Source organism: Nonomuraea sp. NPDC005730 (genome assembly GCF_040630865.1).
GTDB lineage: Bacteria > Actinomycetota > Actinomycetes > Streptosporangiales > Streptosporangiaceae > Nonomuraea.
In genome coordinates, this window is sequence record NZ_JBEXYK010000027.1 from 23,868 (window position 1) to 49,465 (window position 25,598).

General features: G+C 72.8%; 20 protein-coding genes. 11 read left to right on the forward strand and 9 right to left on the reverse strand.

The window, feature by feature from the left end:
- Window positions 1-12: 12 nt before the first annotated feature.
- Genes ABZ444_RS27565 through ABZ444_RS27595 form a run of 7 tightly spaced genes read left to right on the forward strand, consistent with a single transcriptional unit; the run spans window position 13 to window position 6,782 of the window.
- Complete coding sequence (locus ABZ444_RS27565; RefSeq protein WP_358002639.1) at window positions 13-1,236, forward strand: sugar ABC transporter substrate-binding protein; 1,224 nt, start codon at window positions 13-15, stop codon at window positions 1,234-1,236.
- Window positions 1,236-2,090, forward strand: a complete 855-nt coding sequence (locus tag ABZ444_RS27570; protein WP_352328753.1) for a sugar ABC transporter permease — start codon at window positions 1,236-1,238, stop codon at window positions 2,088-2,090. Before ABZ444_RS27565 ends, ABZ444_RS27570 begins: the two co-directional genes overlap by 1 nt.
- Window positions 2,087-2,932: a carbohydrate ABC transporter permease gene (locus ABZ444_RS27575; RefSeq protein WP_344207377.1), complete on the forward strand. Its 846-nt coding sequence runs from the start codon at window positions 2,087-2,089 to the stop codon at window positions 2,930-2,932. The genes ABZ444_RS27570 and ABZ444_RS27575 overlap by 4 nt, the downstream gene beginning before the upstream one ends.
- Window positions 2,932-3,954: an NAD-dependent epimerase/dehydratase family protein gene (locus ABZ444_RS27580; protein WP_358002642.1), complete on the forward strand. Its 1,023-nt coding sequence runs from the start codon at window positions 2,932-2,934 to the stop codon at window positions 3,952-3,954. Before ABZ444_RS27575 ends, ABZ444_RS27580 begins: the two co-directional genes overlap by 1 nt.
- A complete protein-coding gene (locus ABZ444_RS27585; RefSeq protein ID WP_358002645.1) occupies window positions 3,954-4,970 on the forward strand; it encodes a dihydrodipicolinate synthase family protein in 1,017 nt (338 codons plus the stop codon). The genes ABZ444_RS27580 and ABZ444_RS27585 overlap by 1 nt, the downstream gene beginning before the upstream one ends.
- Window positions 4,954-5,928, forward strand: a complete 975-nt coding sequence (locus ABZ444_RS27590) for a hydroxyacid dehydrogenase (RefSeq protein ID WP_358002648.1) — start codon at window positions 4,954-4,956, stop codon at window positions 5,926-5,928. The genes ABZ444_RS27585 and ABZ444_RS27590 overlap by 17 nt, the downstream gene beginning before the upstream one ends.
- A complete protein-coding gene (locus tag ABZ444_RS27595) occupies window positions 5,925-6,782 on the forward strand; it encodes a GNAT family N-acetyltransferase (RefSeq protein ID WP_358002651.1) in 858 nt (285 codons plus the stop codon). The genes ABZ444_RS27590 and ABZ444_RS27595 overlap by 4 nt, the downstream gene beginning before the upstream one ends.
- On the opposite strand, the gene ABZ444_RS27600 is transcribed toward ABZ444_RS27595, so the two are convergent.
- Genes ABZ444_RS27600 through ABZ444_RS27630 form a run of 7 tightly spaced genes read right to left on the reverse strand, consistent with a single transcriptional unit; the run spans window position 6,779 to window position 17,536 of the window.
- Window positions 6,779-8,632 carry a DUF5107 domain-containing protein gene (locus ABZ444_RS27600; protein ID WP_358002654.1) on the reverse strand — a complete coding sequence of 618 codons (1,854 nt, stop codon included), beginning with the start codon at window positions 8,630-8,632 and terminating at the stop codon, window positions 6,779-6,781. The genes ABZ444_RS27595 and ABZ444_RS27600 overlap by 4 nt on opposite strands.
- Window positions 8,629-12,354 carry a carbohydrate-binding protein gene (locus ABZ444_RS27605; protein WP_358002657.1) on the reverse strand — a complete coding sequence of 1,242 codons (3,726 nt, stop codon included), beginning with the start codon at window positions 12,352-12,354 and terminating at the stop codon, window positions 8,629-8,631. The genes ABZ444_RS27600 and ABZ444_RS27605 overlap by 4 nt, the downstream gene beginning before the upstream one ends.
- Window positions 12,351-13,379 (reverse strand): Gfo/Idh/MocA family oxidoreductase, encoded by a 1,029-nt coding sequence (locus ABZ444_RS27610; protein WP_358002659.1) that lies wholly within the window; start codon window positions 13,377-13,379, stop codon window positions 12,351-12,353. The genes ABZ444_RS27605 and ABZ444_RS27610 overlap by 4 nt, the downstream gene beginning before the upstream one ends.
- A complete protein-coding gene (locus ABZ444_RS27615; protein ID WP_358002662.1) occupies window positions 13,376-14,362 on the reverse strand; it encodes a Gfo/Idh/MocA family oxidoreductase in 987 nt (328 codons plus the stop codon). The genes ABZ444_RS27610 and ABZ444_RS27615 overlap by 4 nt, the downstream gene beginning before the upstream one ends.
- A 32-nt stretch (window positions 14,363-14,394) precedes the next feature.
- Window positions 14,395-15,282, reverse strand: a complete 888-nt coding sequence (locus tag ABZ444_RS27620) for a carbohydrate ABC transporter permease (protein ID WP_358002665.1) — start codon at window positions 15,280-15,282, stop codon at window positions 14,395-14,397.
- Complete coding sequence (locus ABZ444_RS27625) at window positions 15,279-16,238, reverse strand: sugar ABC transporter permease (protein WP_358002668.1); 960 nt, start codon at window positions 16,236-16,238, stop codon at window positions 15,279-15,281. Before ABZ444_RS27625 ends, ABZ444_RS27620 begins: the two co-directional genes overlap by 4 nt.
- A complete protein-coding gene (locus ABZ444_RS27630) occupies window positions 16,238-17,536 on the reverse strand; it encodes an ABC transporter substrate-binding protein (RefSeq protein WP_358002671.1) in 1,299 nt (432 codons plus the stop codon). The genes ABZ444_RS27625 and ABZ444_RS27630 overlap by 1 nt, the downstream gene beginning before the upstream one ends.
- A 155-nt stretch (window positions 17,537-17,691) precedes the next feature.
- Between ABZ444_RS27630 and ABZ444_RS27635 the strand changes: the two genes are divergently transcribed.
- On the forward strand, window positions 17,692-18,912 hold the full coding sequence (locus ABZ444_RS27635) for an ROK family protein (protein WP_358002674.1): 1,221 nt from the start codon (window positions 17,692-17,694) through the stop codon (window positions 18,910-18,912).
- 112 nt (window positions 18,913-19,024) lie between these two features.
- Window positions 19,025-21,214 (forward strand): alpha-L-fucosidase, encoded by a 2,190-nt coding sequence (locus ABZ444_RS27640; protein ID WP_358002677.1) that lies wholly within the window; start codon window positions 19,025-19,027, stop codon window positions 21,212-21,214.
- Between the two features lie 62 nt (window positions 21,215-21,276).
- Here ABZ444_RS27640 and ABZ444_RS27645 read toward each other — a convergent pair whose 3' ends face one another.
- Entirely contained in the window at window positions 21,277-22,815 is a 1,539-nt protein-coding gene (locus ABZ444_RS27645) for an alpha/beta hydrolase (RefSeq protein WP_358002680.1), read from the reverse strand.
- A 138-nt stretch (window positions 22,816-22,953) separates the two neighbouring features.
- On the opposite strand from ABZ444_RS27645, the gene ABZ444_RS27650 reads away from it, so the two are divergent.
- Window positions 22,954-24,156: a histidine kinase gene (locus ABZ444_RS27650; protein ID WP_358002683.1), complete on the forward strand. Its 1,203-nt coding sequence runs from the start codon at window positions 22,954-22,956 to the stop codon at window positions 24,154-24,156.
- A 17-nt stretch (window positions 24,157-24,173) separates the two neighbouring features.
- On the forward strand, window positions 24,174-24,860 hold the full coding sequence (locus tag ABZ444_RS27655) for a response regulator transcription factor (protein ID WP_358002686.1): 687 nt from the start codon (window positions 24,174-24,176) through the stop codon (window positions 24,858-24,860).
- 28 nt (window positions 24,861-24,888) lie between these two features.
- On the opposite strand, the gene ABZ444_RS27660 is transcribed toward ABZ444_RS27655, so the two are convergent.
- The gene (locus ABZ444_RS27660) at window positions 24,889-25,596 is read right to left on the reverse strand and encodes an alpha/beta fold hydrolase (protein ID WP_358002689.1); all 708 of its coding nucleotides are present in this window, start codon (window positions 25,594-25,596) and stop codon (window positions 24,889-24,891) included.
- Window positions 25,597-25,598: the final 2 nt, after the last annotated feature.

Sequence of the window (25,598 nt, forward strand, 5' to 3'; positions counted from 1 at the left end):
GAAGGAACCATCATGCGACTGCGCGCGCTGGCCGCCGCTGCGGCCGCCCTCGGCACGCTGACCGCCTGCGGCGGCGGCTCCGGAGGCGACGAGAAGCAGACCGTGACCATGTGGATCTACCCGAACATCGCCGACCAGCCCAAGCACCAGGCGTTCTGGGACGAGCAGACCAAGGCGTTCGAGGCGGCCAACCCGAACATCGACGTCAAGGTCGAGATCTACCCGTGGGCCAAGCGCGACGAGGCGCTGTCCACGGCGATCGCCGGCAACAAGGCGCCCGACGTGGTCTACCTCATCCCCGACCAGCTCCCCAAGTACGCCAGGACGCTGGAGCCGGTGGACGCCTACCTCGCCGACAAGGCCGACTACCGGGACAACGCCCTGAAGTCGGTCACCATCGACGGCAAGGTCATGGGCGCGCCGATCCTCATGTCGGCCAACCCGCTGGTCTGCAACCAGAAGGCCTTCGACGCCGCCGGCGTCACCGAGTTCCCCAAGACCTGGGACGACGTGCTCGCCCTGGCCCCGAGGTTCAAGGCCAAGGACGTCGACGTCACCAACTACTGGGCCGACCCCGCCGCCACCCTCAACCAGTCGTTCTACCCGCTGCTGTGGCAGGCGGGCGGCGACGTGTTCAGCCCCGACGGCAAGTCGGCGGCCTTCGGCGGCGCCGAGGGCGTCAAGGCGCTGACCTTCCTGAAGAAGCTGGCCGACGGCGGCTACGTGGAGAAGGACCTGCTGACCGGGCTGCCCAAGTTCGAGCAGACCAGGACAGCGCAGAACAAGGTGGCCTGCACCTGGCAGCAGCTGCCCGCCGACGTCGAGTCGTTCTGGGGCAAGGAGAACATCAAGGTCCTGCCTCCGCTGACCGACGCCAAGCAGGTCGCCTACGGCACGGTCGGCTCGCTGGCCCTGCTCAAGGCGTCCGACCACAAGGAGGCGGCGGGCAAGTGGATCGGCTTCGCCACCGGGGCCGCCCCGAGCAAGGCCTACGACCTGGCCTCGGGCTACTTCTCCCCGCGCAAGTCCACCGGCTCGCTGTACGCGGCCGACCCGGTGCAGGCCGAGGTGGAGAAGGCGCTCGACCTGACCACGGCCGGGCCGCTGCACGAGAAGGCGCGTGACGTGATGGGCGTCCTGGCTCCCGAGATCCAGGCCGCGCTGATCGGCAAGAAGACGCCCGAGCAGGCGCTCGCCGACGCGGCCAAGGCCGCGGACGCGCTGCTGGGTGGCTGATGGCGGCGATCGACGTCAGGCGGTGGGAGGCGCGGACCGGACTGCTGTTCGTCCTGCCGTGCCTCCTGCTCTTCCTGCTCTTCCGGTTCGGCCCGTCCGTCGCCGGGGTGCTGCTGGGGTTCTTCGACTCCTCCATCGGCGCCAGCCCGGAGTGGACCGGCGTGGACAACTACCGGCGGATGGCCGCCGACCCCGTCTTCTGGGAGTCGCTGCGCATCACGCTGATCTACACGATCCTGTACGTGCCGGCGTCGATGGCCGCCTCGGTGGGCATGGCGCTGCTGGTGCGCCGCGCCTTCCGCGGGGCCGCCTTCTTCCGCTCGGTCTTCTTCCTGCCCGTCGTCACCAGCCTGGTCCTGGCCGGGACGGTCTTCACCTGGCTGTTCTCCTCCGAGGGGCCGATCACCAAGCTCACCGGGCAGTCCTGGCTGGCCTCCACCACGCTGGTCATCCCGGCCCTGGTGATCGTCTCGGTCTGGTCCAGGTTCGGCTACGGCATGCTGATCGTCCTGGCCCGGCTGCAGGACCTGCCGCGGGAGCTGGAGGAGGCCGCGCTCACCGACGGCGCCTCCACCTGGCAGCGGTTCCGCTACATCGTGGCCCCGCAGCTGCGCCCCGCGCTGTTCTTCGTCGCCGTGATCGAGACGACGAACTCCTTCCAGGTGTTCGACCTGGTCTACGTGATGACCGGCGGCGGCCCGGCGCACGGCAGCTTCACGCTGGTCATGGCCCTGTACGAGCAGGCGTTCAAGAACTTCGACTTCGGCTACGCCAGCGCCATCGGCGTCGCGCTGTTCGTCATGACCCTCGTGGTCGCGCTGATCCAGCGCCTGATGATCGGGAGGTCGAAGTGACGACATACCGCCCGTACAAGGCGCTGGAGCCGACCAGGGCCGGGAAGGTCGCCAGGTTCGTCCTGCTGGCCGTCGCCACGCCGGTCACGCTGTTCCCGTTCTACGCGATGGTCGTGCTGTCGCTGAAGCCGGGCACGGCCGTGACGTTCCCGGAGAGCATGCTGCCCTGGCCGGTCGACTTCAGCGCCTACGGCGAGGTGCTGGGCGGGCGCGACCTGGTCACCTGGACGGTCAACACGCTGATCTACTCCGTGGTCAGCGTGGTGGCCGTGCTGCTGCTGGCCTCGCTGGCCGGATACGCCTTCGCCAAGAAACGTTTCCCCGGCCGCGAGCCCATGTTCTGGTCGTTCCTGGCCATGGTCATGGTGCCCTACCACGTGACGCTCATCCCGACCTTCATGCTCATCGCCGAGCTGGGCGGGGTGGACACGTACTGGGGGCTGATCCTGCCGACGCTCGCCAACGCGCAGGCGGTCTTCCTCATGCGGCAGTTCATCATGGGCCTGCCGGACGAGCTGTTCGAGGCGGCCCGGCTCGACGGCGCCTCCGAATGGCGGATCTTCATCAGGATCGTCCTGCCGCTGTGCAAGCCGATCCTGGCCACGCTGGGCGTCTTCGTCTTCCTGTGGCACTGGAACGACCTGCTCTGGCCGCTCATCATCGGCGGCGGCGCCGACATGCGGACCCTTACCGTGGGCATCGCCTCCCTGCAGACGGAGAACGTCCCGCTCAGCGTCGTGCTGGCCGGGGCCACGGTCGCGTTCGTACCGATCTTCGCCGCCTACCTGGTCGGCCAGCGTTATTTCACCGAAGGAGTCACGATGTCGGGGATCAAGGGTTGATGTTCACCTCCGTCGACGATCTGGAAGAGCACCTCACCCGCCCGTCCGAGTCGCTCGTCGCCGACCTCGCCGCCGGCTCCGGCGACCTGGTCGTGCTGGGCGCCGGGGGCAAGATGGGGCCCACGTTGTGCCGCCTGGCCCGGCGCGGCCTGGACGCCGCCGGGCGCGGCGCCGACCGCGTCTTCGCCGTCTCCCGCTGGTCCGACCGCGCGGCGGCCGGCGCGCTGGCCGGGCACGGCGTGGACGTCGTCCCCTTCGACCTGCTCGACGGCGACCTGGGCACGCTGCCCGACGCCGCGGACGTGGTCTTCATGGTCGGGGCGAAGTTCGGCACGTCCGCCGCGCCGTACCTGGCCTGGGTCGTCAACGCGGCCCTGCCCGCCCGCGTCGCCGAGCGGTACGGCGGGGCGCGCGTCGCCGCGCTGTCCACGGGCAACGTCTACCCGCTGGTGCCCCTGTCGTCCGGCGGCAGCGTCGAGGGCGACCCGGTCGGGCCGGTGGGCGAGTACGCGATGAGCTGCCTCGGCCGCGAGCGCGTCTTCGAGCACGCGGCCGCCACCCGCGGCACGGCCGTGACGATCGTCCGCCTCAACTACGCCGTGGACCTGCGGTACGGCGTCCTGGCCGACATCGGGCAGCGGGTGCTGTCCGGCGCCGCGGTGGACGTGAGGACCGGGCACGTCAACGTGGTCTGGCAGGGCTACGCCAACGAGGTCGTGCTGCGCTCGCTGGCCCACGCGACGGCGGGCACGCCGTTCACGCTGAACCTGACCGGCCCCGAGACCGCCTCGGTGCGCCGGGTGGCCGCCGCCTTCGGCGCGCGCCTCGGCACGCCGGTGTCCTTCGAGGGTTCGGAGGCCGGGACGGCGCTGCTGAACGACGCCACGCTCTGCCACCGCCTCTTCGGCTACCCGCACGTGCCGCTGGGCACGCTGGTCGACTGGCAGGCCGACTGGCTGGCCGCCGGGCTGCCGACGTCGGGCAAACCCACCAAGTTCGCCGTACGAGACGGGAGATTCTGATGCCCACGCCGAACCCCGCGCTGTCGCGCCTGCGGGCGGGGACCGTCATCCCCGCCCACCCGCTGGCGCTGACCGCGGACCGGACGCTGGACGAGCGCCGCCAGGCCGCGCTCACCCGGTACTACCTGGCGGCGGGGGCCGGCGGCCTGGCCGTGGGCGTGCACACGACCCAGTTCGAGATCCGCGGGGCCGGGCTGCTGGAGCCGGTCCTCCGGCTGGCCGCCGACGTCGCCCGCGAGTCCGCCCGGGAGCCCGCCGGGGAGCGGCCGGTGCTGGTCGCCGGGACGTGCGGGCCGACCGCGCAGGCGGTGGCCGAGGCCGAGCTGGCCGCCTCGCTCGGGTACGACGCCGTGCTGCTCTCGCCGGTCGTGCCGGGTGCCTCCGAGGACGACCTGCTGGCGCGGGCGCGGGCCGTGGGCGAGGTGCTGCCGGTCGTCGGCTTCTACCTCCAGGCGGCGATCGGCGGGCCGGTGTTGTCGCGCGGCTTCTGGCGGGCCCTGGCCGACCAGCCCTCCACGGTCGCGGTGAAGGTGGCGGCGTTCGACCGCTACCGCTCGCTGGACGTGGCGCACGGCGTGGCCGCCTCCGACCGGGCCGACCAGGTCACGCTCTACACGGGCAACGACGACCACATCATCGGCGATCTGCTGGCCGAGCTGCCCGGTGGCCTGCGCTTCGCCGGCGGGCTGCTCGGCCAGTGGGCGGTGTGGACCCGGGCGGCGGTGGAGATGGTCGACGGCCTGCGCGACGACCCGGCGCCGTGGTGGGGACGGGCCACGGCGCTCACCGACGCCAACGCCGCCGTCTTCGACAGCGCCAACGCCTTCGCCGGTTGCATCGCCGGCGTGCACGAGGTGCTGCGCAGGCAGGGCCTGCTGGCGGGCACCTGGTGCCTCGACCCGGCCGAGGGCCTCTCCCCCGGCCAGGCCGAGGAGCTGACCCGCGTCAGCGCCGCCTACCCGTGGCTGACCGACGACGACTTCGTGGCGGAGCACCGCGATGCCTGGCTCGGCTGACTCCGCCGTGCGCGTCCTGGTCAGCGTTCCGCCGCCGCTGCGTGCGCAGTTCTTCCCCGACCCCGCCGCCCTGTCGGCCCTGGGGGACGTGCGGCTGCTCGACGACCACCGCGCGCTGCCCGAGGCGCTGCCCGGCACCGAGGTGCTGGTGACCTCGTGGGGGGTGCCGCCGCTGACCGCCGAGCTGCTCGACCGGGCGCCGGCGCTGCGGCTGGTCGCGCACACCGGAGCGACGGTCAAGCCGTTCGTCACCGGCGAGCTGTGGGCGCGGGGCGTCCGGGTGACGCAGGCGGGCGCGGCCATGGCCCGGTCGGTCGCCGAGGTGGCGCTGACGTTCACGCTGGCGCTGCTGCACCAGGTGCACCGCTTCGACCACGCCCTGCGCGGCGGCCGGCCGTGGGAGGCGGCCGAGCGGGCGCCGGCCAGGCGGGAGATCCTCGGCTGCCCGATCGGCGTCATCGGCGCCTCCCGGACCGGCCGGGCCTACCTCGACCTCGTCCGCGCGCTCGGCGCCGAGGTCACCGTCGCCGACCCCTACCACGAGGGCGCCGTGGAGCTGGACGAGCTGCTGTCCACCAGCCGGATCGTGGCCGTGCACGCCCCGGCGCTGCCGGAGACGCGCCACCTGCTCGGGGCGCGGGAGCTGGCATTGATGCCCGACGGCGCCGGGCTGGTCAACACCGCCAGGTCGTGGCTGGTGGACGAGGCCGCCCTGCTGGCCGAGCTGCGTTCGGGACGGCTGGACGCGGCGATCGACGTCTTCGACGAGGAGCCGCTGCCGGTCGGGCACCCGTTCCGCGCGCTGCCGAACGTGCTGCTCACCCCGCACCAGGCGGCCGGCACCGATTCGGGCCGGGCCCGCCAGGGCCGGCTGGTGGTCGAGGAGATCGCCCGGTACGCCCGCGGCGTCCCGCTGGCGCACGAGGTGACGCCGGAGCTGCTCGGGAGGATGGGATGACGTCCCTGCGCACCGCCCGTCCCGGCGACCGGGAGGCGCTCCACGCGCTGTGGGCCGCCTGTTTCGACGCCCCGCACGTGGTGCCCCTGTACGAGACCGACCCCGGCCGGTACGGCAGGACGTTCGTGACCGGCGACGTGTCGGCCTGCGTGTACTACCTGCCGCGCCGCCTCCACGACGGCCAGGGCGGCGAGGTGCGGGCAGGCGGCGTGGCCAACGTCGCCGCCCATCCGTCGGTCCGCGGGCGCGGGCACGTCCGGCGGCTGCTGGCGATGGCGGCCGAGGCGATGGCGGCCGACGGCTGTGCCTGGTCGCTGCTGTTCACCGGCACGCCGGGGGTCTACAAGGAGTGGACCGGCTTCGAGCTGCGGACGGTGTCCGGCCCGTTGCGGCCTACCGGCCCGGCCGGGCGGGGGCTGCGCCGGATCCCCGTGGGCGAGGCGGCGATCCTGCGGGAGGTGTACGAGCGGCACAACGCGCGGCGTCCGCTGACCGCCGTGCGCGACGAGGCGCACTGGCGGGACCGGCTGCCGATCTGGTACGGCGACCCGGTCGAGCTGCTGGCCGGGGACGCCGGGTACGCCGCCGTGCGATGGGACGGCGGCGTCCTGGACGTGCTGGAGGTGGCCGGAGACCTGCCCGAGGTGCTCTCCGCGCTGGCCGCCGAGGCGGCGGCCAGGGGCGTCCGTACCGGCAGGGCCAGGCTGACCTGGGCCGAGCCGGCCCTGCCGCACCTGTTCGCGAGCGTCGTCCGGGAGCGGGACCGCACCGGGATGGCCCGCGCGATCCTGGGCGACCCGGCCCCCGTGACCGGCGCGGCGAACGCCGCCCACTGGTCGGCGGACTACTTCTAGCCGGGTTCGGACATGCGGAAGTCGTACCGGGGCGGGACGGGTTCGCCGGGGTGGACGGCCAGCCAGAGGCGGTCGAGCGAGACCTCCCCCTCTCTCAGGTCGTCCACGCGGATCCCGTCCGCCAGCAGGCGGCGCAGGCGGCCGAGGTCGCCGGTCGCGTGCGCGGCCCTGGCCTCGGCCAGCCGGACGCGGCCGTGGTCGCGGTACGGCAGCGCCTCGATCAGGGCGAGCGCCGCCGCGGACCGCCCGGCCACGAGCAGCGCGTCAAGGGTCTCGACGGCCAGTTCCCGCAGGTCCGGGCGCAGCCGGTGCGCCTCCAGCAGGAGGTCGGCCGCCTCCTCCGGCGACGCGGCGAGGAAGGCCAGGACGCGCAACGCCCACGGGGTCCTGCGCGCCCCGGCCGACCGCTCGCAGGCGTCGCGGGCCGCGTCGTCCTCGCCGTCCGCCAGGCGCATCAGAGCCAGGTGGTAGTACGCATGCCAGTCGTCCGCGCTCCTCTCCAGCGACTCCCGCCAGCGCCGTCCGGTGATCGGGGACGCGGGCGGGTCGCAGACCGGCAGGCGGCCGGTGGCCCGCAACTCCTGCCAGGGCGACTGTTCGGGGCCCGGCGGCGGGAAGCCGGCGAGCCCCTCCAGGCCGCCCCAGCCGGAGCCCTCGGCCAGCCACTCCTCCTGCGGCCCGAACGCCGCCGCCTGCCCCAGCGCCTCCTCCAGCCGCGCCGGAGTGACGAGCCGTTCCAGGGCCTCGGCCGTCGCCGCGCACGCCTCCCGCCAGCTCCCGTGCACGGCCGCCGCGTCGACGTCGAGCCGGCCGTACGCCTCGACCCAGGACCAGGTCGCGCCGCCGGGCATCGGCAGGTGTTCCAGCTGGGTCCTGGCGAGCCCGGCCTGGATCTCCAGGTACGGCGCGCCGGGGCCGGACAGCCACTCCTGCCACTGACGGCCGCCGGTCGTGGCCCCCCAGCAGAACAGCTTGCGGCCGCGCAGCCTGCCGGTGGAGGTCTGGACGAGCCCCGACCCGCCCTCGTCCAGGGCCGCGATCCAGCGGCGCGCCCCCTCGGGCAGGTCCAGGAAGTAATCGGCCGCCCGGACGGCCCGCGCCGGGTAGCTGCGGTCGGCGCCGTCCGTCCCGGGGAAGTCCACGTGCCGCAGATCGCTCACGTAGTCGAAGTGGAAGGCGTGCTCGGCCGGGGAGAGCACCCGGACCCTCTCGCTCTCCGGCACGGCGATGTTGGACCACCAGTAGACCGGCGTCACCTGGTCGGCGGGGTTGTGCAGGGAGACGTGCACGTAGAGCACCGGCGACCCGGCGGGCAGCCAGGCGTCGATCCGCACGACCAGCCGCCGGAGCCGCTCGAACTCGAACATGCGCAGCACCGGCGTCCCGTCGGCGGCGGTCGCCCGGACCGCGTGCAGCGGCTCGCAGGTCAGCGGCCAGTGCCCGGTCGTGCCCAGGTTCCACTCCACCCCGCCGGCGACCCACGCGTCCCGCAGCGCGAGGTTGGCGGGCTGCAGGATCGGGTTGCGGTGCAGCAGTTCCCGGCCGCTGGGCCGGTGCACGAGTGACCACAGGCGCCCGCCGTAGCCCGGCAGGAACGTCGCGGTGAGCACGTCGTTCTCCAGGACCACCGTGGGCAGCTCGCGTTCGGCGCGGTCCCGGCCGTACCCCCACTGCCGGGTGTACGGCAGGAGTGAGCGCGGCCGGCCGTAGACCAGGTTCCGGCGCATCTCGTCGTCCACGCCCACGCCGTCCCCGGTGGCAGGGCGCACGCCGGACAGGATCGGCAGCGTCCCGGAGACCGGGTCGGCGGCTCCCTCGATGCGGAGCCGTCCCTCGCGCAGGACGGTCATGGCGTGACCTCGGCCGTCAGCCCGAACGACAGCACCGTGCCGCCCGGCAGGACGGGCCGCACCGTGAACGTGTGGGCCGGGCCCGGCACGAGTGGGCCGATCTTCGCCTTGGTCCGGTTCGCCGGGACGCGGGCGACCTCGGTGTCACCGTCGAAGACGGCGTAGCCGGTCGCGATCGGCGACCTGGGCCAGGCCAGCCGCACCGACGTCTTCTTCGTCTCGGCGGTCAGCTCGGCGCCGTCGGCCCACGGGCGCGGCACCTCCACGACGAAGGCGTCCACGATGGCGATCCGTCCGGTGTCGGCGGCGCTCTGCCTGTTCACGACGCGGATCGTGTGCTCGCCCAGTTTCAGGCCGCTCGCCCGGAACACCCGCTGCTGTCCCTGACGGACGGGGCCGTAGCAGTCGGCCGAGGCGCGCAGCTCGCCGTCCACGTAGAGGTCGACGACCCCCATGTCGGTGTAGCGCTCGGTGAGGAAGCTGATGCCGGTGCCGGTGAAGGTGAGCTCGGCGTAGTCGCCCTTCTCGGTGGAGTAGTGCACGTCGTCGCCGTAGTCGCCGAGGCCGCGGTTCCGGTCCACGCCGAAGGCGCCGGAGTATCTCACCCGCTGGTCGTCGTCGTTGACGTGGGTGAGGATCAGCGCGGGGTCGGTGACGGTCAGCGGGTAGCCGTCCGAGAGGCCGTCGTGGATCGCCGTGATGGTCGTCGAGCCCCAGGACACCGCCTTCACCACGCCGTGCGCGTCCACCGTCGCGACCGACGGGTCCGAGCTGACGTAGGTGACGCCGTCGGAGACCGGGATGCGGCTGCCGTCGGCGCGCACGGCCTCGACGGTGAGCGTGGCGCTCTCGCCCGCCTTGAGCGCGGTCGCGCCGGTCACGACGAGCGCCTTGGTCGCGGCGGTGCCCGCGGTGACGGTGAACGCGTCGAGCAGCAGGCCGCTCCCCTCGGCGACGATCCGGAACGTGTGCGCGCCCGCGGTGAGCTTCACCCAGGTGCCGACGGTGGTGAAGTGGCCGTCGCCGCCGGTGTCCGGCACGTGCACCGGGTACCGGTCGCCGTCCACCTCGAAGCGGAAGGAGGTGCCCTTGCCGGACGCGGCGGTGAACCCGACCCGGTAGAGCCCGGTGTGCGGCGCGAAGACGTTCTCGTAGCGCAGGTAGTCGCCCTCGTCCACGTGGCCGACCGCCCGCACGGGGCCGTCGGCGCCCTGGTACGCGCCCACCACCACGCCGGTGTCGGCCCCCTTCCAGGCCCATTCCTGGCCCAGGTTCCACTGCATGGTGTAGTGCTCCGCCTCGATCGTCTGCGAGGCGGCGCCCTGCAGGTCGAGACGCATCCGGTTCCACACGATGTTGGAGTGGGCCTCCGTCCACACCACCTTGATCGCATGCCTGCCGGCGGTCAGCCCGACGACGAAGTCCTCGGTCCTGATCCGGTTGACCCCGCCCGTGTCGCGCAGGCTCAGCACGCCCGAGACGTCGGCCCCGTCGACCTCGACCCGGAACCTCAGCGGGTCGGCGTTGACCGTCGAGTACTGGAACTGCAGCAGGTAGTCGCCGTTCGCGGGGATCTCGACGTCGTCGTACCGCAGCCAGTCGCCGGTGTCGACGACGGAGACGCCGGGGGTTCCGTCGTCGTTGACCGCGTCCTCGGCGGCGAGCCAGACGCCCTCCTGCGCGGTGGGCTTCTCGGCCTGGATCGTGATCGACTCGGGCCGCTCGCGGGTGAACCGCATCCAGTTCATGAAGAACCAGCGGCCGTCCTCGCGGATGATCCGGATCGTGTGGCGGCCCTCGGAGAGGGTGAGGTCGCGCTCGACCGTCCGGTAGACGTTGTAGCCGCCGGAGTCCGGCACGGTGACCGTCCCGAGCGCGTCCCGGCCGTCCACCTCGACCCGGAACCGGTTGCCCTGCTCGGACGACACGCGGAACTCGGCCCGGTAGGTCCCGCTCGCGGGCACCACGACGTTGTCGTACTCGGCCCATTCGCCGGCCTCGTCCAGGTAGACCGAGCCGAAGCCGCCCTCGGGCGGCGCCTCGACGCCGTACGCGCCCCTGGCCTCGGTGTAGTCCTCGTTCTCGACCTTGAACTGGACGAGCGGCGCCGCGAGCGCGGCCGGCGGCGTGACCCCGGGCACGACCTCGACCGTGCCGATCGGGTACACCTTGCCGGCGCCGTCCGGCATGGCCAGCTCGATGCGCGGTTCGCCGTCGGCGCCGAGCATGGCCACCGCGACGTCGTAGGTCCCGGCCGGGACGCCGGCGGGCAGCGTGAACGCCGATCGCAGCTCGCGCACGTCCCCCTTGAACCACTTCGTCTGGTCGAGCGAGTCGTCGGTGCCGCGCCACACCACCTCGCCCGTGGCGCGGTCGGTGAAGCGCACCTCCAGCGGGTACCTGCGCGGGCTGAAGCCGACGCCGTTGTTGGTCCAGGTGTGGGCGAGCGTGAAGCGGCCACCGGGCGTGACCCGCGAGTCGTACGTCGCCCGCGGCATGAGGAAGCGGTAGCCGGAGTAACGCCCGAGCGTCGTGAACCACTCGCCGTAGGCGTCCTTCATCGCCTGCCACTGCGCGAAGCTCGTGTTGTTGATGCCCTGGAGGTTCGAGTGGTAGCCCTCCAGCGCGTTCTTGACCACGAGCCGCGGGTTGTTCAGCATGATCCCGCTGTCCCAGCCCGCTCCCTCCGAGACCTGGATGAGGTCACGGCGGAGCTTGCGGTTGATCCACACGTTCTCGCTGCCGGTGCCGTACTGCATCCACGGGAACGCGCTGTTCACGGTGTCGGACCGCAGGCCCCAGTTCTCGTTGCGGGCGGCCTGGTCGTAGCCGAACGCGACGTACCGCTTGGCCTGCGTGTCGGCGTCGGGGTCGGACGCGATCACGTCCGCGCCGGGGTTCGGCATCATGACCATCGTCTCGGTGAAGGCGTCGGCGTAGATGTCGATGATCGCGCGCAGCGTCGCCGAGCGGGTGGCGTTGTCGGGCCACGGGAAGTTCATCGCGTCGTTCCAGCCCGACCATTCGCCGAACAGCGCGAAGGCGCGCAGGTCGACCCAGGCCATCCCCGGGTTCCTGTCGTAGCGGGCGGCGAAGGCGCCGACCGCCTCCTTGAGCTCGGCGAGGTAGATCGGGTCGTGGTAGATGGGCTGCCGCGACTTGTAGACCGTGTTGTACGGCGCGAGCCGGAACCCCGCGCCGAGCTTGTCGAACAGCCAGGCGGGCGGGTACTCGTAGGCGAAGACGCTGGGGTCGTTATCGATGTCGGGCGCCTCGGACATGAGGAGCTGGAACTCGACGGTCTTGCCCTGCTCGACGACGCGCTTCATGAACGCGTCCAGGCGGTCCCAGGTGAAGGCGTCGTCCTCGGGCTCGAAGTCGGCCCACGCGATCTGCAGCCGGACGATGTCCGCGTCGTCGGGGATCTTCTCCTCGCCGTCGACGAACGCGGTGATCGCGGGATCGTCGGTGAAGACGTAGCCGCGCTTGCCGGCGGGCTTGGGCGAGTTGATGTCGAAGGCGGTGCCGGTGTACGGGTTGCCGTGCAGCACCTCGTGCGTGTCGGTGAAGGTCACCGTCGTACGGGAGGCCGGCGTCTCGGCGGCAGCGGTGGCGGCAGCGGCGGCGGCAGTGGCGGCGGCAGTGGCGGCGTGGCCGGGCACGACGGCCAGGGCCGCGGCGACCGCGACGGACAGGGCGATGCCGGCCAGGCCGCGGCTCATCGGTTCCCCATCTCAAGACGCACGGGGACCGCCCCGGTCAGCGACCGGTACGCCGCCTCGACCAGCGCGACGGTGCGGTAGCCCGCCCGCGCGTCGGGCTGGCGGGCCTCACCGGTGCGGACCGCGTCGAGGAAGGCGCGGATCAGCAGGTCGTCCAGCGGCGCGCCGTAACCGGAGGCGACCGCGCCCTGGCTGTTCCAGCCGGTGAGGACGCCGGCGAAGGGCGCGATCTCGGCCACGCCCTCGGTGCCGACGACGGTCAGCGTGACCAGGTCACCGGCGTTGGGCCGGCCGGGCGGCCGCGACCAGGAGCAGTCGATCGAGGCGATGGCGCCGTCGCGGTAACGCAGCGAGACGAGCCCGGCCGTCTCGACCGGTGCGGCGGCGCCGTCGCGGCCCGGGTTCGGGATCGTGTTGGCGATCGCGTACACCTCGACGGGGTCCTCGTCCAGGAGGTCGGCGAGCAGGTCGGCCACGTGCACGACGTGGTCGGTCAGGGCGCCGCCGCCGCTGCGCGCCGGGTCGACGAACCAGTCCCGGGTGGTGGGCACGCCGCCGCAGTTCGTGGCCGCGACGGAGACGATCCGGCCGAGGTCTCCGCGTCGTACCGCCGCGCGCAGTTCGGCGTAGGCGGGGGCGAACCTGACCGGGAACGCCGTCATCAGCAAGGTGCCCGCGGCCCGCGCGGCGTCGAGCATCTCGGCCGCGTCCGCGAGCGACGTCGCCAGCGGCTTCTCGCACAGCACGGCCACGCCCTCGGCCGCCGCGCGCACCGCCAGCTCGCGGTGCCGGACGTTCTCGGCGCAGATCACCACGCCGTCCGGCCGCCACGCCCAGAGGTCCTCCTCGGTCTCGAAGTAGCCGACGCCGAGCGCGTCGGCGAGCGCCCGGCCGCCGAGCTCGCCGGCGGGGCGGTCGGCGTGGCCGGGGTCGCACGCCGCGATCTCGATGTCGCCGGCACGTCGCAGGGCGGCGGCGTATTCGGTCGCGTGCAGGTGGGCGAAGGAGAGGAGTCCGATCCTCATGCGGCAGAAACCTCTTCCGTGGCGGGCTGAAGGTCGACGGGCAGGCCACTGGCGGCCGAGCGGGCCACGGCGTCGGCGATGCGCATGGCCTCAAGGCCGTCGAGGGCGGTGACCCTCGGCGCGGCGCCGCTCGTGACGGAGTGCAGGAAATCTGCCAGCTCGGCGCGGTAGGGGCTGGTCAGCGGGGAGAAGTCGGGAAGGAGGTCCGCGCCGGGCTCGGCGCTTCCCTGGTAGCGGAAGGCGCGGCGCTCGGCGGAGTCGCCGTGCACGACGCCGTCGGAGCCCGCGACCTCGAACTGCGTGCGGAACTCGATGGGAGCCGTGGTCCAGGTCGCGGTGAGCAGCGAGATCGCGCCCCCGGCATGCGTCAGGAACGCCTGGGTGCTCTGGCTGCCGTCCACGACGTTCGTCCGGGCGAACACCCGCTCGACGTCGCCGCCGATCCAGCGGGCGATGTCGATGTCGTGGATCATGAGGTCGAGGAGCACGCCGCCGGAGCGGTGCTCGTCCAGGTACCAGCCGCTGCGCGGGCTGCGTCCCTGCCGGGTGTGGCGTTGCACGCCGACCCGGCCCACGTCGCCGCGCCGCACCGCGTTCCACAGCTCCTCGTACTCGGCGAAGTACCGGACGACGTGCGCCGGGAAGAGCGGCACCCCGGCCTCGGCGAACCGCGCGACGAGATCCTCCGCCTCCGCCAGGGTGCGGGTCAGGGGTTTCTCGCACACGGTCGGGAGGCGGTGCTCCAGGGCGGCGAGGGCCAGCTCGCGGTGGGTGTGCGTGGGCGTGCAGATGTCGACGACGTCGGCCGCGCCGAACAGCGCCGCCAGGTCGGCCACGGGCCGGCCGCCGCCGTGCCGGGCGATGAGCTGCTCCGCGTCGTCGGCGACGGAGAAGACCACGACGTCGTAGCCGAGGTCGAGCCAGGCCGGTAGATGCGCGTTGGCGATGCCGCCCGCGCCGATGAGTCCGACCGTTCCGTGCATGTGGTGACCATCCGTTTCCGCGTGATTGCCGGTCATTTGCCGATGCCTTGCGTCATGCCGTTGACGATGCGGCGGCCGAACCAGAGGTAGATCGCGATCATGGGGAGCACGACGATGACGACGCCGGCGAAGAGCCCGCCCCAGTTCGAGGTGTATTGCATGTTGGAGTAGAAGTTGAGCAGCGCGACGTTCAGCGTCTGCATGCGCTGGTCGGGCACCAGCATCAGCACGATCACGGTCTCGTTCCACAGGCTGAGCACGTTCAGCACGGCCACGGTCGTGATGCCGGGCCTGGCGAGCGGGACCATGATCTGCCAGAACGTCCTGAACGGCGTCGCGCCGTCCAGGGCCGCGGCCTCCTCCAGTTCGCCGGGCAGCGACCGGAAGTAGCCGATGAGCACGAAGACGCTGAACGGCAGGCTCAGCACGACGTAGAAGAGCGCCACGGTGATGCGCGGGTCCCAGGCCCCCGTGATCCAGTCGATCATGAACCGCGACAGGCCGGCGCTGATCAGCACCATCGGAACGGCGAACGCCTGGAACGGGATGCTCATGCCGACGGCGAAGAACGTCGCGACCGGCCCGCTCGACCGCCCGCCCAGCCGGGCCACCGCGTACGCGGCCGGGATGCCGAGCCCCATGATGAGCGCGACCGAGACGGCCACCAGGATCACCGAGTTGAGCGTGGCGGCCCCGAGCCCCGAGGTCGACCAGGCGGTGGCGAAGTTCTCCCACATCCAGGTGCCGGGCAGCCCCACGGGGTCGGCGAAGATCGACCGCGAGGTCTTGACCGAGTTCAGCATGACCCACAGGACCATGGCGAGGTTGAGCAGCACCCAGAGCCAGAAGCCGGCCCTGACCAGGAGGATCGCCGCAGAGCCGAAGGCGTCGGCCGGGCGGCGGCCCGCGGTGCCGGTCATGACCACTCCAGCCGGTCGCGCCGCTGGATGCGGCGGGACAGCACGATCAGCCCGACGGTGACGACCGTCATGACCACCCCGATGGCGGCCGCCTCGCCGAGCTGGGCCAGGCCGCCGACGCGTCCGCCCGTGACCCGCAGGTACTGCTCGACCGCGAGGGTCCTGGCCTCCGGCGGCGGGGTGCCGGCCGTGCCGACGAAGGCGATGACGATCTCGAACGTCTTGATTCCGGCGATCGCCCAGAGGGCCGCGGCGGTCGCGATCATGTCACGGGTCAGCGGCAGGGTGACGTACCTGAACTGCTGGATCAGGCCGGCGCCCTCGATGCGGGCCACCTCGTACAGGCTCGGCGGGATCCCGTCCACCGCGGACATCACCAGGACGACGTAGAAGCCGGCGGCGCTCCACACGACCCCGGCCATGATCACCCGGAAGATGAGCTCGGGTCCGAGCCACGGCTGGCGCAGCGCGTCCAGCCCGGCCAGCCCGAGGACGCTGTTGACCATGCCGTTCGGGTTGAACAGGAACGAGACCGCGAGACCGACGGCGATCGGTGAGATCATGAACGGCAGGAAGACGGCCGACCGGATGAAGGCGCCGGCGCGGGCGGTGCGCAGCGCGACCATCGCGGCGACCGCGATGAGGAAGAGCGCCACCCCGACGACCAGCGTCAGCAGGACGGTGTTCAGGAACGACGACAGGAACATCCGGCTCGACAGGAGTTCGGCGTAATTGGCCAGGCCGGCCCAGGAGAACTCGGTGCCCAGCCCCGACCATTCGGCGAAACTGAGCACGACACCGAAGATCGACGGCACGACGAAGAAGATCAGGTAGGCGACCAGTGCCGGCAGCAGCAACGGGAGGTACAACCGGCGGCGCTCGACGTGCAGGGCGCCACCGGCGGTCCGCACCCGCCCCGGCCGTGCCGCGGGCCGCGCCACGGTGTCCGCGACCATCAGTCGCCCAGCTCGGCGGTCTGCGCCTTGCCCTCGGCCAGGAACTTCCCGGCGTTGATCGACCCGCCGACGAGCTTGTCGTCGAGCGGGAGGAAGACGTCGTTGAACCACTTGGGCGCCACCGTGGCGACGCCGTCGAAGTCGAGGCTGACCGCCGTCGCGGTGCGGATCGACTCCTGGATCGAGGTGAGCTCCTCGGGGGCCGGGGAGTCGGAGCGCGAAGGGATGTTGTCGGCGTCGGTCGCGATCCGGTCGATGTACTTCTTCTGCATCGCGAACGCCAGGAAGTCGGAGACCGCCCGCCGGTTCGCCGACTTCGGGTTCACGCCCCAGCCGAGCGCGCCGATCGTGACCGCCGCGCCTTTCGAGGCGTCGACCGGCGGCAACGCGATGATCCGCACCTTGACCGCCGGGGCGCGCAGCGAGGCCGTCTCGCTGCCGAGCCAGGTGCCGTTGAGGTTGAAGGTGTGGTCGCCGGCCGCCCAGGCGTTCTGCGCGTCGGGGAACTTCGTGGCCATGTGGTCGGGCTGGAAGAGCCCGGCCTTGACCAGCGATTCGAGCTCCGTCACGGCCCGCTTGACGTCCGGACGGTCCCAGGCGGCGGGGTCCTCGGCGAGCTGACGCAGCGTGCCGGGGCCCGCCGTCGAGAGCAGCAGCTGGTAGAGCCAGAACGCGTTGTAGGAGTTGACCGTGCCGTCGAGGGCGATCGGCCGGCGTCCCGCGGCCTTCTCCTTGCCCGCGAGGGCGAGGAAGTCCGCGAGGGTCCTGGGCGGCGTGGTGGCGAAGTCCGGGTAGCGGGCGGCGTCGTACCACAGGCCCACGGAGAAGACGCTGTGGGGCACGAACCCGTACCCCTTGTCGTCGCTGATCGCCTTCAGCACGCTCTTGGGCAGGACCTCCTCGATCGTGGCGTTCTCGCCGGGGATCCTGGTCCGGAAGACGTCCGACATGTCGCCGAGCGCGCCGGCGGCGCGGAACTCGGCGGTGTGGTCGATCGCCGTGTCGAAGAAGTCGGGCCCCTCGCCGGTCGCGATCGCGTTCTTGATCTGCTCTTCCTGGGCCTTGCCGAGCCACTGCACGTCGACCTTGACGCCGGTCTGCTTGGCGTAGTCGGCGATGACGCTCTCGAAGAGCGTGGCCTGCGGGGTGCCCTTGGCCCACTTCCCCCAGTAGACCAGGGGTTTCGCGGCCGAACCGGACGGGGCGGCGGAGGACTCGCCGCCTTGGAGCTTCGTGCCGCACGCGCTCAGGACGAGGAGCGCGCCGACGACGGCCGTGACACGGATGCCGTTGCGCATTGCTGTTCCCTTCTGGGGGCAGGCGTCTACGGAGTGCCGTGCGACGCGAGACGGGGCTGCGCTGCGCAATAATAAAGACAGTTTCTGTATTAATGGAAGAGCCTTGACCGTACTTCGTGCGTCATCCGGCGCCACGGGAATCGAGAGGGTTGTGGATGAGTGTGCTGATCGGACGTGAGCAGGGCCCGCTGCGCCGCGCCGGAGACCAGTCGCGGCTGCGGCGCCTGAACTCCCTGGCCGTGATCGAGGCGATCCGGCGGGAGCCGCTCACCATCCAGATGGTCGCCCAGGCCACGGGGCTCTCGAAGACCGCCGCGGACTCCGTCGTCGCCAACCTCGTCACGCTCGGCTGGGCCGCCCCGGTCGAGCCGCTGGCCCCCACCGGCGCCGGGCGGCCGGCCAGCCGCTACCGCTTCCGCGCCGAGGCGGCGGTGGTGGTCGGCATCGACATCGGCCAGCACACCACCAGGGCCGAGATCGCCGACCTGAACGGCGAGGTGCTGACCGCCGGGTCGGTCGCCTCGTCCGTCTCCGAGGCCCCTGGCGACCTCGTCGCCGCCGCCGTGCAGGTCGTCGACCGGCTGCTGGCCGAGCAGGGCCGCGGGCGGGCCGAGGTGTGGGCGATCGGCGTGGCCGTGCCCGCCGTGGTCTACCAGGACGTCATCACCAAGGGCGCGCACGGCTGGGCCGGCTTCAGCGTGCGCGCGGCGCTGGAACCGCACTTCGAGTGCCCGATCGCGGTGGAGAACGACTCGAACCTCGCCGCGTTCGCCGAGGCATGGAAGGGCAGCGCCACCGACGCGACGTCGATGATCTACGTGCACTCGGGCAACCGCACGGGGGCGGGGCTCGTGCTGAACGGCATGGTCGTCCGCGGCGCGAACGGCGCGGCCGGCGAGATCGGCGCGCTGCCGCACGTCGGCTGGGAGCACGCCCAGGAGTTCCTGCACGACGTGCGGCTCGCCGACGGGCGGCGGCTCAACCGCGAGGAGGTGTTCGCCGCCGCGGCCGAGGGCGAGGCGGCGGCCGTACAGGCGGTCGACCGGTTCAGCGGGGAGATCGCGATCGGCATCGCCGCGCTCGTGCTCGCGATCGACCCCGAGATCGTGGTGGTCGGCGGCGGCAACGCGCGCGCCGGCGACACCTTCCTGGAGCCGCTCCGCCGGCACGTCGAGGCCCTGTGCACGGTACGCCCGGCGCCGCCGATCGTCACCTCGGCGCTGAAGGAACGCGGATCGATCACCGGCGCGGCCGGGCTCGCCGCCAACACCGTCCTGGAGCAGCTCTACGCGGCGGCCTCCGGGGGGCAGACTTTGTCCAGCACCGACGTCCCGCCGTGGCGCTGGAGCGCGGCGGCGGGCGCGGCCCAGGCGTAGCGCCTTCCCACCCTTCCGGAACAGACATCGGATGAATCGTCGCACACCCCTTGCCGACGGAACAGAGATCGGGCTACCTTTCCTCCAATCTCTCCCCCGTCTTGGAGTGGACATGGCCCGCTTACGTCGCCTTCTTGCCGTCTCCCTGCTGAGTGTCATCGGATGTCTTCCCGCTCCTGCTCAGGCCGCGACGGACGGCCCCTACCAGCCGACCGTCGAATCCCTGAACAGTCACCCGACCCCTGAGTGGTTCAACAACGACAAGTTCGGCATCTTCCTCCACTGGGGGGCGTACTCCGTCCCGGCCTGGGGCCCGCGCGGCAGTTACGCCGAGTGGTACTGGTACTACATGAACTCCCCCGGTAACGCGACCAACAGCTACCACCGGGACACCTACGGGCCGGACTTCGCCTACGACCGCTTCGCCGAGCAGTGGAAGGCCGAGAAGTTCGACGCCGCCGACTGGGTCAAGCTCTTCAACGACGCCGGGGCCAAGTACTTCGTCCTCACCTCCAAGCACCACGAGGGCGTCGCCCTGTGGGACAGCAAGGTGAGCGAGCGCGACACCATGGCGCTGGGCCCGAAGCGTGACCTGGCCAAGGAGCTGTTCACCGCGGCCCGCGCCGACGGGAAGCTGCGCGCGGGCTTCTACTACTCGCTCATGGAGTGGTACAACCCGCTGTTCACCGGCCGTCCGGCGACCAACCCGTACACCGGTCAGCCGGTGCCCTACACCGGGGCTCCGCAGAGCGGCGACTACGTCAAGGACTACATGCTCCCGCAGATGCGCGAGCTGATCGACGGCTACGACCCCGACATCCTGTGGTGCGACGGCCAGTGGGACCGCTCGGCCGCCCAGTGGCAGACCGCGGGGGTGATCGCCGACTACTACAACCAGGCGGCCAAGAAGGGCAAGGAGGTGGCGGTCGCCAACCGGTGCAAGATCGAGAGCGGCGCGCTGGAGAGCCACGAACTGGACTTCCAGACCCCCGAGTACTCCGTCAAGCCGGACATCGACCCCGTCAAGTGGGAGGCCAGCCGCGGCATCGCGCACTCCTACGGCTACAACCAGAACGAGCCCATCGAGGACTACCTGACCTCCGACCAGCTCGTGGACTCCTTCGTGGACATCGTCAGCAAGAACGGCAACCTGCTGCTGGACGTGGGCCCGAAGGCCGACGGCACCATCCCCGACGTGCAGCGGGAACGGCTGCTGGACATGGGCTCCTGGCTGAAGGCCAACGGCGAGGCCATGTACGGCACCACGTACTGGACCCGCGCCGAGGAGAAGGGCGGCCCGGACGACGTCCGGTACACCGCCAAGGACGGCGTCCTCTACGCGACCGCGCTGAAGTGGCCGGGCGAGCGGCTCACGCTGGGCGCGGACGTGCCGGCGGGCCCCGGGACGCGGATCACGCTGCTCGGCTCCGACGCCGGCCCGCTGCCGTGGCAGCGCGACGAGCAGGGCCGGGTGGTCGTCACCACGCCCGCCGAGACCGGGCAGTACGCCTACTCGTTCAAGATCGAGACGCCCGGCGTGTCGGCCCTGCCGCGCTTCGGCACCGACCTGCCCGAGCACGTGCAGGCCGGTGAGAGCCTCACCGGCAAGGTGACCGTCACCAACCCCGGCTCCACGCCGCTGCGCGCGGCCTCGCTGACCCTCACCGCGCCCGCCGGCTGGACAGTGACCCCGGCGAGCACCCGGATCGGCCACCTGGCCGCCGGGGCGAGCGCCGAGGTGCCCGTCACCGTGACCGTGCCGCCCGGGGCCGAGCCCGCCGCGCTGGGGATCCAGGCGACGCTCAAGTCCGGACGGCTGCGCGCGCCGTACCGGATCCCCGTCTCGGTGGTCCTGCCGAACCTGGCCGAGGGCAAACCGGCCACCCAGCAGAGCACCGGCTACGACGCCCCGGCCGCGCGGGCCGTGGACGGCAACACCGACGGCGGCTTCTGGAACGGCTCGGTCACCCACACCCAGGAACCGGCCAGGGAAGCCTGGTGGCAGGTCGATCTGGGGGCCTCGGCCGCCCTGGACAGCGTGGAGATCTGGAACCGCACCGACTGCTGCGCCGACCGGTTGCGGGACTACTGGGTGATGTCCGCCGAGCAGCCGATCACCGCCGACGGCCTGGAGGCGGCCCGCACGACGCCGGGCGTGACCGCCGTGCACGTCCAGGAACAGGCCGGCCGGCCCAGCACGGTCAAGCTGCCCACCGGCACCACCGGCCGGCACGTGCGCATCCAGCTCTCCTCCGGCACCGACCCGCTCGCCCTGGCGGAGGTACGGGTGAGAGGCCGCTAGCGCGGGCGGCGAACCGCCCGGCGCCGATCCCGGCCTGCCCACCGGCGGGCAGGCCGGGACGGTCAGGGGCGGCAGGTCTGGTCGGCGGCGGGGAGCGCGCCGGTGGCCAGGTAGGCGTTGACCTTGGCGTCCACGCAGGCGTTGCGGTACTCGCCGTAGATCCCGTGGGCGATGGCGCCGCGCAGGGTGAGCAGGCGGGAGCCGGTCAGCGCCCGGTGCATGGCCTTGCTGCCCTCGTAGGTGGTGGCGGTGTCGCCGGTGGCGGACACGATCAGCGCGGGGGTGGGGTTGGCGACCTGCGTGAGCCGCTCGCGCGGCGGGTCCGGCCAGAAGGCGCAGGGCCAGATGTTGTTCTTGACCGGGCCGAAGAGCGGGTGGCGCGCCCGGCTGCGCTGGACGTCGTCCCAGTAGACGTCGGGGTCGCCCGGCGCGGCCCGGTCGCCGCAGGTGATCGCGGCGGCCGGGCTCGCGAGCGGCGAACCTGCGCCGGTCAGGACGAACGCGAGGAATCCGGCGAGCTCGGCGCCGGGTTCGGCCGGGCGGCGGTGCGCGGCCTCGTTCAGGGTCCGGACGGTGGCGGCGAACTCGGCGCGGGCCTCGGGACGGTCACTGGCGGAGCCGACGGAGAGCAGGTACGGAACCGCCTGGTCGTCCACCTCGTACGCGCCGACGCGCAGCGGGCGCTCCGCCGCGGCGGCGACGATCGTGTCCACGGTGGCGAGCACGCGGGCAGGGGTCGCGCCGAGCCCGTAGGTGCCATGGTGCCCGGCGGCCCAGGCTGCCCAGGCGCGCAGCGCGCGGTCCGCCTCGTCCTCACTGCCGCGCATCGCCCGGGGGCCCCACTTGTCCGGGTCGCCCGCGCTGTCCAGGACCACCCGGTCGGTGCGGCCGGGGAACATCTGGGTGTAGACCGCGCCCAGGTAGCTGCCGTAGGAGTAGCCGAGGAAGGAGATCCGGCGCTCCCCCAGGGCCCGGCGCACGAGGTCGATGTCGCGGGCCGTGTCGCGGGTGTTGGCGTACGGGAGCACGTCGGCGTGCCGCCGGGCGCAGCGTTCGGCCAGGTCGCGCTGCACCGCCACCTGGTGGTCGAACCGGGCGCGGGTCGAGCCGGCCGAGCGCAGCCACAGGCCGATGGGCCAGCCGCAGTCGAGCGGCGTGCTGCGCCCGACGAAACGCGGGTCCAGGCCGATGATGTCGTACCGGGCGGCGACGTCCTGCATGGCCGCGCGCGTCCGCAGGGGCATGCCGAGCGTGCTCTCGCCGGGGCCGCCGCTGTTGAGCACCAGGGTGCCGATGCGATGGGCGCGGTCGGTGGCGGGGATGCGGGACAGCGCGAGCTTGATGGTGCGGCCGCCCGGCCTGGAGTGGTCGAGCGGGACGGCGAGCTCCGCGCAGCGCGCGCCCGCCTGGTCGAGCTGCCCGCCGACGGCGTCGTCCGGGCCCTGGGAGCAGCGTTTCCAGTCGAGCGCCGGGGGCTTCCGGCCGGCCGCCACGGGCGCGCCGGCGTCGGCCCCGGCCGGCGGCGCGACGGCGACGGACAGGGCGATCAGGGCGAGGGCCGGGGCCAGACGGCCGAGCGGCCGCACACGTGTCGGTTTCATGGCCGGGGACGCTATTCCGGCCGGACGCCCGGCACGATACAGCCGGCCGCACGCCCTTGGTACAGCCCGCTGTAGTGTCCGGCCGCGGACGGTGCCGGGATACTGGTGCCCCGGTACGCAGGTCGGGAGGAGGTGCGCATGCGTGACCGTGCCTTCCCCGGCTCGATCGCCCGGCTGTTCTCCGGCTCGACCTCCCTGCTGTCGTCGGTCTCGGTCTCCCGCTCGTTGTCCGGCTCGGTCTACCTGCTGGGCACGCTGGCCACCGCCGTGGCCACGGCGCTCGTGCTCCCGGTGCTGCTCGCGCCGGCGGCGGGGCGGGGCTGGGCGGCCTGGCACCGCCGGCGGGCCGGCCGGCTGCTCGGCGTCCCGGCCGTCGGGGTGCCGGGCGGGCGGCGGGATCTCGCCTGGGCGCTCGCGCACGTCGCCACCGGGTTCCCGCTCGGGCTGGCCACCCTGCTGTGCCTGGGCAACATCGTGGTCGCCGCGGTGGCGATGGTTCTGTGGCAGGCGTTCCCGGCGGACGCGCGTCCCACGCTGTTCTCGTTCTTCGACGTCCCCGTGGACGACTGGGTGACCGCGCTGGCCGGAGGGTCGGCCCAGATCGCCGTCCTCGGCGCGGCGGCCTGGTGGGGGCTGCCCGCGCTGGCGCGGCTGCACGCGCGGCTGTGCCTGGCGCTGCTCGCGCCGTCGGCCCGCGAGCGGCTCACCGAGCGGGTCGACGTGCTGACCAGGAGCCGGGTCGGCGTGGTCGACGCCCACGGCGCGGAGCTCCAGCGCATCGAACGCGACCTGCACGACGGGACGCAGGCCCGCCTGGTGACCATCGCCATGCATCTGGGCCTGGCCCGCGAGTCGCTCGCCGACGACCCGGACACGGTCGCCCTGCTGCTCCAGGAGGCGCACGAGACGACGGAGGAGGCGATGGCCGAGCTGCGCGCGGTGCTCCAGACGATCTACCCGCCGATCCTGGCCGACCGCGGGCTCGACGGCGCGCTGACGGCGCTGGCCGCCCGGTCGAGCGTGCCGGTCCACATCGAGCTCGCCGGCCTGGGCGCGCTGCCGCCGTCCGTCGAGACGGTGGCCTACTACGTGATCGCCGAGGCGCTGACGAACGTGACCAAGCACGCCGCCGCCACGCGGGCGTCCCTGCGGATCGAGCGCACCGGCGACGTGCTGTCCATCGAGGTCACCGACGACGGCAGGGGCGGCGCCGACGAGGTGCGCGGCACCGGGATCCCCGGGATACGCCGGCGGGTCGCCGCCCTCGACGGCACGCTGCGGCTCGACAGCCCGCCGGGCGGCCCGACCACGCTCACCGTCCGGATGCCGTGCGCATCGTGACCGTCGAAGGAGGTCCCGTGCGGGTCGTGATCGCCGAGGACAACGTCCTGCTGGCCGGCGGGCTGAAGCTGCTGCTGGCGGCCAAGGGCTGCGAGGTCGTCGCGGTCGTCGGCGACGGCGAGGCGTTCCTGCTCGCCGTCGCCGAGCACCGCCCCGACATCGCCATCGTCGACGTGCGGCTGCCGCCGTCGTTCCGCGACGAGGGCATCCACGCCGCGCTGCGGGCCCGCCGCGAGCACGGCGCGCTGCCGATCCTGGTGCTCTCGCAGTACGTCGAGCGCGAGTACGCCGGCGAGCTGCTCGCCGACGGCCGCGGCGGCATCGGCTACCTGCTCAAGGACCGCATCGGCCGGGTGGCCGAGTTCGTCGACGCCCTGCGGCGGGTCGCGGCCGGCGGCACCGCGATGGACCCGGAAGTGGTCGCCCAGCTCTTCGCCCGCCGCGCCGACGACCCCCTCGCCGCCCTCACCGCCCGCGAGCGGGAGTCCCTGGCCCTCATGGCGCAGGGGCACGACAACGCCACCATCGCCGAGCGCATGCGCATCTCCGACAACGCCGTCCACAAGCACATCGGCAACATCTTCGCCAAGCTCGGCCTGGCGCCGGACGACTCCGGCCACCGCCGCGTCCGCGCCGTGCTCGCCTACCTGGACGGCACGCCGCGCCCGCCCGAGCCGGGCCCCGTCCGCGGGAAGCCGCGCTGACCCGGCCTCCCCCGGCGGCTCGCGGACGTCAGAGCAGCGCGGCGAGCTCGGCCGGGCGCGAGAACATCGGCCAGTGGCCGGTCGGCAGCTCGGCGAACGTCCACTCGGGCGCGCCGAGCGGGGCGAACGCCGGGTTCCCCGAGGCGATCAGCTCGCGGATCAGCGCCACCGGCATCGTCGAGGCGACCATGGTCTTCGGCGTCGCCGGGATCCGCTCCGGCCGCTGCGCCGGCTGCACGGCCGCGCCCCACGGCTGGGGCGTCGCCTTCGCGCGGATCTGCTCCCAGCGTTCCTCGGTCAGGCCCGCGAACCTGCCCTCCCCTTGCTCGTAGGAGGGCACGTCGAGCGCGTGGCCGTCCCCGACCTGGGCGCGCCAGGCCTTGTGGGTGTCCTCGTCGTTGAAGTCGATCACCGCCGCCCCGGACGGCAGCGGCGCGGTGTCCACGTAGACGACCCGGCTGAGCCGCTCGGGATGCCGGTCGGCGACCGCGGTCACCGGGACGTTCGCCCCGCTGTGCCCGACCAGGACGACCTCGTCCCATCCGGCCATCGCCGCCAGGATGTCGGCGACATGTGTCTCCACGCCGACCTCCGGCGACAGCTCGGCGGCCCGCTCCGCCACCCCCGTCAGGGTGACCGCCCGCACCTGGTGCCCGGCGGCGCGCAGTTCGTGCGCCACCTCGTCCCAGGCCCAGGCGCCGAGCCAGAATCCGGGCACCAGCACGTAGTTCGCCATCT

Bases quoted from the DNA above. Each gene is read 5' to 3' on its own strand.
- ABZ444_RS27565 (WP_358002639.1), top strand. From the start codon at position 13: ATGCGACTGCGCGCGCTGGCCGCCGCTGCGGCCGCCCTCGGCACGCTG.
- ABZ444_RS27570 (WP_352328753.1), top strand. From the start codon at position 1,236: ATGGCGGCGATCGACGTCAGGCGGTGGGAGGCGCGGACCGGACTGCTG.
- ABZ444_RS27580 (WP_358002642.1), top strand. From the start codon at position 2,932: ATGTTCACCTCCGTCGACGATCTGGAAGAGCACCTCACCCGCCCGTCC.
- ABZ444_RS27585 (WP_358002645.1), top strand. From the start codon at position 3,954: ATGCCCACGCCGAACCCCGCGCTGTCGCGCCTGCGGGCGGGGACCGTC.
- ABZ444_RS27590 (WP_358002648.1), top strand. From the start codon at position 4,954: ATGCCTGGCTCGGCTGACTCCGCCGTGCGCGTCCTGGTCAGCGTTCCG.
- ABZ444_RS27595 (WP_358002651.1), top strand. From the start codon at position 5,925: ATGACGTCCCTGCGCACCGCCCGTCCCGGCGACCGGGAGGCGCTCCAC.
- ABZ444_RS27600 (WP_358002654.1), bottom strand. From the start codon at position 8,632: ATGACCGTCCTGCGCGAGGGACGGCTCCGCATCGAGGGAGCCGCCGAC.
- ABZ444_RS27605 (WP_358002657.1), bottom strand. From the start codon at position 12,354: ATGAGCCGCGGCCTGGCCGGCATCGCCCTGTCCGTCGCGGTCGCCGCG.
- ABZ444_RS27610 (WP_358002659.1), bottom strand. From the start codon at position 13,379: ATGAGGATCGGACTCCTCTCCTTCGCCCACCTGCACGCGACCGAATAC.
- ABZ444_RS27615 (WP_358002662.1), bottom strand. From the start codon at position 14,362: ATGCACGGAACGGTCGGACTCATCGGCGCGGGCGGCATCGCCAACGCG.
- ABZ444_RS27620 (WP_358002665.1), bottom strand. From the start codon at position 15,282: ATGACCGGCACCGCGGGCCGCCGCCCGGCCGACGCCTTCGGCTCTGCG.
- ABZ444_RS27625 (WP_358002668.1), bottom strand. From the start codon at position 16,238: ATGGTCGCGGACACCGTGGCGCGGCCCGCGGCACGGCCGGGGCGGGTG.
- ABZ444_RS27630 (WP_358002671.1), bottom strand. From the start codon at position 17,536: ATGCGCAACGGCATCCGTGTCACGGCCGTCGTCGGCGCGCTCCTCGTC.
- ABZ444_RS27635 (WP_358002674.1), top strand. From the start codon at position 17,692: ATGAGTGTGCTGATCGGACGTGAGCAGGGCCCGCTGCGCCGCGCCGGA.
- ABZ444_RS27640 (WP_358002677.1), top strand. From the start codon at position 19,025: ATGGCCCGCTTACGTCGCCTTCTTGCCGTCTCCCTGCTGAGTGTCATC.
- ABZ444_RS27645 (WP_358002680.1), bottom strand. From the start codon at position 22,815: ATGAAACCGACACGTGTGCGGCCGCTCGGCCGTCTGGCCCCGGCCCTC.
- ABZ444_RS27650 (WP_358002683.1), top strand. From the start codon at position 22,954: ATGCGTGACCGTGCCTTCCCCGGCTCGATCGCCCGGCTGTTCTCCGGC.
- ABZ444_RS27660 (WP_358002689.1), bottom strand. From the start codon at position 25,596: ATGGCGAACTACGTGCTGGTGCCCGGATTCTGGCTCGGCGCCTGGGCC.